Raw genomic sequence first — 8412 nt, 5'->3', positions numbered from 1 at the left:
GTCTCTTATTTCTTTTCGATGTCAATTATGTTTCATTATCTTTGTCCTCAAACTAATAACTTAAATTGTAACAAACATGTCAAATGTAAAGCCTGCAGAGGGCAAACTTGGAATTATGGTAGTCGGTTGTGGCGCAGTGTCTACAACGTTTATGACCGGCGTACTCATGGCGCGGAAGGGGTTAGCCAAGCCCATTGGTTCTGTAACGCAGTATGACAAAATCCGCGTGGGAAAGGGAGACAACAAGAAATATCTTCACTACCATGATATTGTGCCACTGGCAAAGTTGGAAGATATTGTGTTTGCCACATGGGACGTATATCCGCAAAACGCCTATCAGGCAGCAGTGTATGCAGATGTACTCAAAGCAAAAGACATTGAACCGGTACGCGATGAGCTGGAACAGATAGTTCCCATGAAAGCAGCCTTTGACAAAAATTTTGCCAAACGACTTGACGGAGACAATGTGAAGAACTGCAAGACAAGATGGGACATGGTGAAGGAACTGAGGAAGGATATCTCAGACTTCAAGCAGCAAAATGGCATAGACCGCATTGTAGTCATATGGGCAGCATCAACCGAGATTTATGTGCCCTACAATGATAAAATTCATAGTACGATCGAAGCATTGGAGCAAGCCATGAAGAATGACGACCGCGAGCATATAGCACCAAGCATGTGCTATGCATACGCAGCTCTCAAGGAGGGATGCCCGTTTATCATGGGAGCACCAAACACCACAGTGGATATTCCGGCCATGTGGCAGTTGGCCGAACAGGTTCGCATGCCAATAGCAGGGAAGGATTTCAAGACTGGCCAGACGCTCGTGAAGTCAGGCTTTGCTCCCATCCTGAAGGTTCGCAACTTAGGACTCAGCGGATGGTTCTCAACCAATATTCTTGGCAACAGAGATGGCTTAGTGCTCGACGAACCGGCCAACTTCCACACCAAGGAGGTGTCTAAACTGTCAACGCTTGAGACCATCCTGAAAAAAGATGAGCAACCCGATTTATACGGCGACATCTACCACAAGGTGCGTATTAACTATTATCCACCTCGCAACGACGCAAAAGAGGGATGGGACAACCTTGACATCTTTGGATGGATGGGATACCCGATGCAGATTAAAATCAATTTCCTCTGCCGCGACTCCATCCTTGCTGCCCCTCTGTTGCTTGATCTTTGCCTGCTCAGCGATTTGGCTGCTCGCGCCGGTCGCTACGGCACACAGCGATTCCTCAGCTTCTTCCTCAAAAGCCCCATGCATGACTACACCAAGGGTGAAGAGGCTGTCAACAACCTGTTCGACCAATATGTCATGCTGAAAAATGCAATTCGCGAGATGGGTGGTCATGAGGCCGATGAAGAGATAGATTGAAATACTAAGCAACAACTCATTGGAATCTCTTCCTAAGTAAAAAGCTAAGTGATAAATAATCAATCACTTAGCTTTTTCCTTATACGCAGACCTGTACAGAGTTGGTAAAGCAAGAGAAATGAAAAGAATGTATCTTACTGATAATCACTGTTTATCGTTTTCTTCTCTTTGGCAATTTTATCCTATTTGCCTGTTTGAGTTAGATAGTACAAGTGTCTCGTTTGAACTTGACTCCGCAATATTCTATTCCAAAAATGTGAGAACGGTTATAAAGTCGTTCTCACTCATTTTATATTTAGCCAATTAGAGATAGCTGCTTCATTCTATTCTTCTCCGGTTTCTCCTTTTTTCATTTCAGACAAAATATAGTAGGCACCCGATTGAGCAATATCAGAAAGTTTTCTTGTATCCTCTAAAGGTTCTATTGCTACAAATCCATTTTCTTCTTTTATCTTCTTGACACCAACAGGGAAGAACTGCCATCTTGTACCCTGACGAGAGGCTTTGTAGATATAAAATTTCCCATCTTCTTCGGCTATGGCTTCAGAAGGTACAGCTTTCATTTTTATTGCATTTGTAGCAATCTGTGCCTGTATATACATTCCTCCAATTAATCCAGTTCTTTCACCCACAATATTTGCCCGCACAGCTACTGTCTGATTTTCATTGTTAAAGGTTTTACCAATGGAATATACTTTGCCTCTATAGCTTTTCCCACTTTTGTCGGATTGTTTAAATTGTACAGACTGTCCTACTTTTATTTTAGAAATATCACGTAGAAAGACTTGTAATTCAACAAAAATATTGTCTGTATTGACAATCTTCATTATTGGCATTTCTGGAGTTGTATATTGGCCTGTCTGCACGTCAATTTGCTCAACAGTGCCACGGATAGGACTCTTTATGGCGACTGTCATCTTAGGATTTCCTTTGCGAATAGAGGAAGGATTAACACCCATTTGTCTAAGCTGGGCGGATAACATTTGCAATTCGCCATTAACTATTTTCAATTCTGATTTGATACGGTCGTAATCCTTACCTGCACCCACACCCTCTTTCATCATCTTTGTCTGGCGGGCAAACTCTTTCGAGAGATACCTCTGCTGATTGAGGGATGATAGATATTGTGTCTGAAGGTTGACGAAGTCGGGGTGAGACAAGTATGCGATGGTTTGGCCTTTAGCCACTATTTGTCCTTCTTTAACTAATATCTGTCTGATATTTCCACCCGTTTGCGGAGTTACAGTTGCTTCACTTTGCGGATCGATAACCAGTTTCCCATTCGCTTCTATAGCATTGTCAAAGACCATCTCTGTGAGATTGCCTACCTTAATATTCATCTTCTCCACTTGTTCATCAGTGAGGTCTACCTGGGTCTGTACCTTCAAGGCATTCTCTTCACTATTTTCGGTCTGCTTCTTGGTGTTACCACAAGCCATAAGAAGCAAGAGAGAGGTCATATAGAAATATTTTTTTGCTTTCATTGTCTTAAATATTTGGATATTGTAAATCTATCTTTGTATTGATGAATTTTTCGTAAGCCGACCAATAGTCAAGCTCTGTCTGCACAGCATCGCCCATGGTCTGGATAAAGCCGATATAATCTGTTGCCCCGAGTCGGTAAGCGGAAGCTGCTCCTCGTTGTTGCTCTCTTGCTGTTGGTAATGCTGTTTCTTGAAAGTATTTGAGTTTCGTTTGCCACTTTAGATTTTCTGTTTGTAAACGTTCTTGAACACGTTTAAGTTTCTGACATGATAAGGTGAGATAAGTCTCTTCAATGTCCTTATCCATGGCCATGGCTTTCTTTTGTGCGCGATATGAATTTCTAAATAAGGGAATACTCATACCAACATTTGTAGTCCAATAGCCTAACTTATTTCCAATTCTCTGCGCTCCTGCTTCTACGAAAAAAATTGGTAGCACTTTTGTTTTTTCAACTTCTATCTGTGTTTGTGCCAGCTTAATTTTTTCTTTCTGCAATGCTAATATTGGATTAACAGAGTTATTGCATACTGCGAATATTTCTTCCGGAGAGGTAGACGGCTCGTAAATTCCTTCTCCCAACCATTGAGATAACAATCTAACTGCTACTTGATAATCATAAGTTGACTGATTCAAATTTTCCTTCATCTCTATCGCCTTCTTCTTCGCTGTTAAATATTCTAATTGCGAGGTCTCGCGCATTTCATATTTTAATTTTGCGGCGTGTTCAAAATTCTGATAGATAGAGTCAATCATTGCATAGACTTTCATTCTCTGTTTCTGAATGTACGCTTGGGCATAATCGTGACTTACAGCTCTTTGTAAGTCATATTTTGTCAACGCTGCTTCTGCACGAGCTGTTCTTGTTGCTTGTTCTTGAGCACGAGTACGTTGCTTGTTACCGAATAGATTCAGATTCTGTCGAATAGTTAATAATGAAAAAGTAGCATCATTACTTCTGCCGAGTTCGTCAACTCCTGCTGAAAACTCCGTGCTTCCTATATTATTAACGCCTTTAATCATCGTTTCTTCACGATTGACACGAAGTTGAGCTATCCTCATTGTAGGGTAATATTGTTCTGCAAGTTGAAATGCTTGTTGAAGACTAACAGTTTGCGCTTTCGTACCATTGGTCATTAATAGCATGACCAATGTAAGTTTAATAGCTGCTGGTATTCTTTTTTTCTTAATATTTACCCCTTCTTCTAATGCATATAATAATGGAATTACTACCAGCGTAAGGAGTGTTGCGGTAAATAGCCCTCCAATAACTACTGTGGCTAATGGTCGTTGTACTTCCGCCCCTGCAGAGTCCGATACCGCCATAGGCAAAAAACCAAGCATTGCAGCTGTTGCCGTTAGCAAAATCGGTCGTATGCGCTCTTTTGTACCCACTATAATTCTTCGATTTATATCTTTCATACCTTCACTTTTTAATGAATTGAATCGGTTAATGAGTACCAAACCATTGAGTACTGCAACACCGAATAACACGATAAAGCCGACACCTGCCGAGATGGAAAAAGACATACCACGCAATATTAAGGCTAAAACTCCACCGATCGTAGCAAGGGGTACTGCCATATAAATCATCAAGCTCTGTTTCAATGATTTTAACGCAAAGTAAAGTAAAAGGAAAATTAGCGACATGGCTATTGGGAGTACTATCATCAAGCGTGCCTTTGCTTCTTGGAGATTTTGAAATTCACCTCCATATTCCAGTCGATAGCCCGTAGGGAGAGTCAACTCAGCATCAAGACTTTTTTGAATATCAGCGACGACGGATGCCACATCACGTCCTCGCACATTCACTCCTACATAGATTCGCCGTGAGGCTTTATCCCGTGATATTTGCATTGGACCTGATTCATAACTAATATTGGCGATCTCTCTCAGGGGTATCTGCGACCCATTTGGCAGATCAACGTAGAGTTGCTTAAGATTATCGATACTCTTACGATAAGTCTCGGAGAGTCGAATGACAAGGTCAAAACGTTTTTCACCTTCAAATACCACTCCGGCAGAACTGCCAGCAAAAGCAGAACTCACATACCCGTTTAGGTCAGCAATATTCAGTCCATATTGTGCTAAGCGCTGCCGGTCATATTTTACTGTAATCTGTGGTAATCCATCTGTACGTTCAAGAGCCACGTCTTTGGCACCAGATATTTTACTAATAATGCTTACCATCCGATTTCCCAATTTATTGAGTTTTTCGAGGTCGTCACCATAGAGTTTTACAGCTACATCCTCGCGGACACCAGTAAGCAGTTCGTTGAATCGAAGTGCTACTGGCTGAGAGAAAGAAAAGTTTAGCCCGGGTAAAATTTGGAGTTTTTCCTTAATCCTCTCAATCAGTTCCTCCTTCGTTGTGGCAGAAGTCCATTTACTCCTGTCTTTTTCAAGGATAATAAAACTGTCCGTATAGTCAAATCCCATAGGGTCAGTAGGAATATCAGCCACGCCAATGCGAGCACAGACCGTTTTGATTTCTGGAAAGTTATCCAGAAGCAGGCGTTCAACTTCTTTTTCTCTCTTGATTGTTTCAGAGAGAGAACTTCCTGGTCTAAGAAATGTTTGCATTGCAATATCTCCCTCATCGAGTTCAGGAATAAATTCTCCACCCATCCGCGTAAAGGCGATGGCCGTAATGCCTAACATGATTATAGCAGAGAGAATGACTGCTGTCTTATGTCGAAGTGAAAAAAGAAGCAGTGGATTATACGCCCTCGTGATTTTTGTAATCAACTTGTTACTTATTTGCTCCAATCTCTTCTCAAACCTGACAATCCTACTATCGGAATTATTTAAGGGGCGTAGAATAAGAGCCGAAATCATAGGTACATAGGTTAGACAGAGTATGATTGCACCTAAGAGTGCAAACGAGAACGTGTAAGCCATAGGTGAAAACATCTTACCACTGATTCCTGTCAAGAATATAATCGGTGTAAAAACGATTAGAATGATCAGCTGTCCAAAGAAAGCCGAGTTCATCATTGAGGATGCTGCATCGTAGCTAATTTGATTCATGGCCGTTTGGTCAACTTTAAGATGGTGCTTAGTCCTCTTTCCAATCTCAAAAACAATACCCTCTACAATAATAACGGCTCCATCGACAATAATACCGAAGTCAATAGCCCCCAGGCTCATTAAATTCGCCCAAACCCCAAAAATTCTCATCATGATAAAGGCAAACAATAGAGATAATGGAATAACGGAAGCTGTAATGATGCCACCCCGCACATTTCCGAGTAGTAAGACTAATACAAAAATGACAATAAGGGCGCCCTCCACCAAATTGCGAGCTATTGTACTCGTTGTACGGTCGATAAGATTAGAACGATCGAGAAACGGCTTTACCTCAATACCTGTAGGAAGTGATTTCTTGATACTTTCCATTCGACTTTTAACAGCATCAACCACTTTGTCTGAGTTTGCCCCCTTTAACATCAGAATCATGCCGCCAACAGCCTCATGACCATTTTGAGTAAAGGCACCATAACGTACTTGTGAACCAAAATCAACTTTATCGGCCACATCTCGTATCAGAACAGGAATGCCATTCGTATTCTTAACAACAATGTTTTGAATATCTGCAATAGATTTAATCACTCCCTCACCACGAATAAAATTAGCCATGTGGTTGCGCTCAATATAGGCTCCACCGGTATTAATGTTATTCTTGCTTAATGCTTCGTATACTTCACTGATAGTTACTTTCATTGCATTGAGCCTGTTCGGATTAAGAGCCACCTCGTATTGCTTAATACTCCCACCAAAAGAGTTCACCTCGACAACACCTGGAATCATTGCCAATTGACGTTTAACTATCCAGTCTTGAACAGTTCGTAATTCCTGTGGACTATATAAATTGCTATCTTTAGGAACTAATGTGTATTGATAAATTTCACCCAACCCTGTTGTTATAGGTCCCATTTGGGGAGTGCCAAAGCCTTCTGGAATTTCTTCACGTACTTCTTCTAACTTCTCCTGAACAAGCTGGCGTGGCAAATAGGTATCCATATTATCCTTGAACACAATGGTTACAACCGATACACCAAATCGAGAGATAGAACGAATGTCTATTACACCAGGAAGGTTTGACATGGCAAGCTCTACAGGGTAAGTAACAAACTGCTCTATATCTGTTGTTGAAAGGTTTTCTGACACAGTAATGACCTGTACTTGATTGTTGGTGATATCTGGCGTAGAATCTACATTGATGGTTTTTAGTGAATATAGGCCACCACCTATAATGATTACTAAGAAGAGTACCACCAAGAACTTATGCTTGATGGAAAAATAAATAATTTTGTTGATCATATCTCATGACATAATTATACACGACATATTGAGAACAAGCATAACGACTTATTCTATTCATTAATAAGAAAAATTGTATAAAATTATGAGATAGGAGGCGCTCGTAACCCACATGAGACTATATTTACCTCAAGCAGATGAAAAGAAGGTTCTTGTGATGTTTCGTTATATTTTGAAGCATCAAGGGTTGGCAATATTTTATACGGCGAGAAAACATACAATAAGTGTGATTGCTTCTCTATGGCCTGTGTGATCTGTTGAACGCACTTTTTACCATTAATGATGTGCTTGATTTGTTCAACAGAGCAATTGTCTGGTGTAGAACCTTGACCCGAAGTCGAGTGGCCAGTGTGACTATCATTAACATTGCCATCCAACTCGCACGTCCTTTCAATGAAGCATACTTGTTTGGAGTGATGATGATGTGCCATAACAGAGACAAACAACACCATGAGGATTGCCAACCAGATACTAAATATGGATATTTTTTTCATCATCACGATGCAAAGATATCCATTTAATCTTGCAACTCGGTTGCAAAGATTAATAATCTATTAATTCTTCTTCTATGTATGATTCGTAATACTCCTACTGTTTAAATGCAAATACATTGGTAAAATCCATGTACAACGTAAGGACGAACTGGGCATGTGTCCATATCAAAATAAAGACAGTATGTTCACGCGCTTTGGGGTTTATCTTGAAAACACCTTCTGATTCCGAACGCAGCGTTCAAAAATTTGAAAAGATAAATTATATGAACAAATACCCCTCTCAAATTCGTTTATTTAAAAATAAGTTCGCCTTTGCCCGAAATACGCAAAAATTTCGACAGTTTGCAAAAAGCTGACAATCAGCACTTTTCATAATATCGCCCTTTGTTTTCCTATTTTACCGCCTGTGACTGAGTATCAAACGGCGTTATGTCAAGGCTTCAACCGCAGTATGATTGAGCCTCTTCCGTGTAACCGATAAAGCCTAACCATGCTATGAGAAGGCCTCAATCGCAGCTACCTTACGATTTTCGGCATTGCAAAGCCCGGTTTTGACGAAAAATGATAGCCCTTTTTGCTCTGGATGACCAGAAAATAATAACCAAAAAATGGTAAGCAAATTTTATAGAGGGAAGAGTGGAGAGTGAAGAGTGAAGAGTGAAGAGTGAAGAGTGAAAAAATTCAGAATGCGCCTGAGAGCAGTAGGAGTTGACACGTGTGAACTTTTATTCCTAT

Annotated in this window: 4 protein-coding genes; 1 reads left to right on the top strand and 3 read right to left on the bottom strand. The window is 40.6% G+C overall.

Features of this window, described 5'->3' with window-relative positions; genetic code table 11:
• The first annotated feature begins 76 nt into the window (after positions 1 to 76).
• Positions 77 to 1378, top strand: coding sequence for an inositol-3-phosphate synthase (locus HMPREF0645_RS10400; RefSeq protein ID WP_007174960.1), 1302 nt, complete (start codon positions 77 to 79; stop codon positions 1376 to 1378).
• A gap of 323 nt (positions 1379 to 1701) precedes the next feature.
• On the opposite strand, the gene HMPREF0645_RS10395 is transcribed toward HMPREF0645_RS10400, so the two are convergent.
• From HMPREF0645_RS10395 to HMPREF0645_RS14445, 3 genes are all read right to left on the bottom strand, one after another.
• Positions 1702 to 2862, bottom strand: a complete 1161-nt coding sequence (locus HMPREF0645_RS10395) for an efflux RND transporter periplasmic adaptor subunit (RefSeq protein ID WP_007174959.1) — start codon at positions 2860 to 2862, stop codon at positions 1702 to 1704.
• Between the two features lie 4 nt (positions 2863 to 2866).
• Positions 2867 to 7183 (bottom strand): CusA/CzcA family heavy metal efflux RND transporter, encoded by a 4317-nt coding sequence (locus tag HMPREF0645_RS10390; protein WP_007174958.1) that lies wholly within the window; start codon positions 7181 to 7183, stop codon positions 2867 to 2869.
• Positions 7184 to 7266: 83 nt separating this feature from the next.
• Positions 7267 to 7677 (bottom strand): DUF6769 family protein, encoded by a 411-nt coding sequence (locus tag HMPREF0645_RS14445; protein ID WP_419185648.1) that lies wholly within the window; start codon positions 7675 to 7677, stop codon positions 7267 to 7269.
• Between the last annotated feature and the right edge of the window lie 735 nt (positions 7678 to 8412).

Origin of the sequence: Hallella bergensis DSM 17361, from assembly GCF_000160535.1 — a bacterium.
Lineage (GTDB): Bacteria > Bacteroidota > Bacteroidia > Bacteroidales > Bacteroidaceae > Prevotella > Prevotella bergensis.
This window is presented reverse-complemented; position numbering and strand designations above follow the sequence as displayed.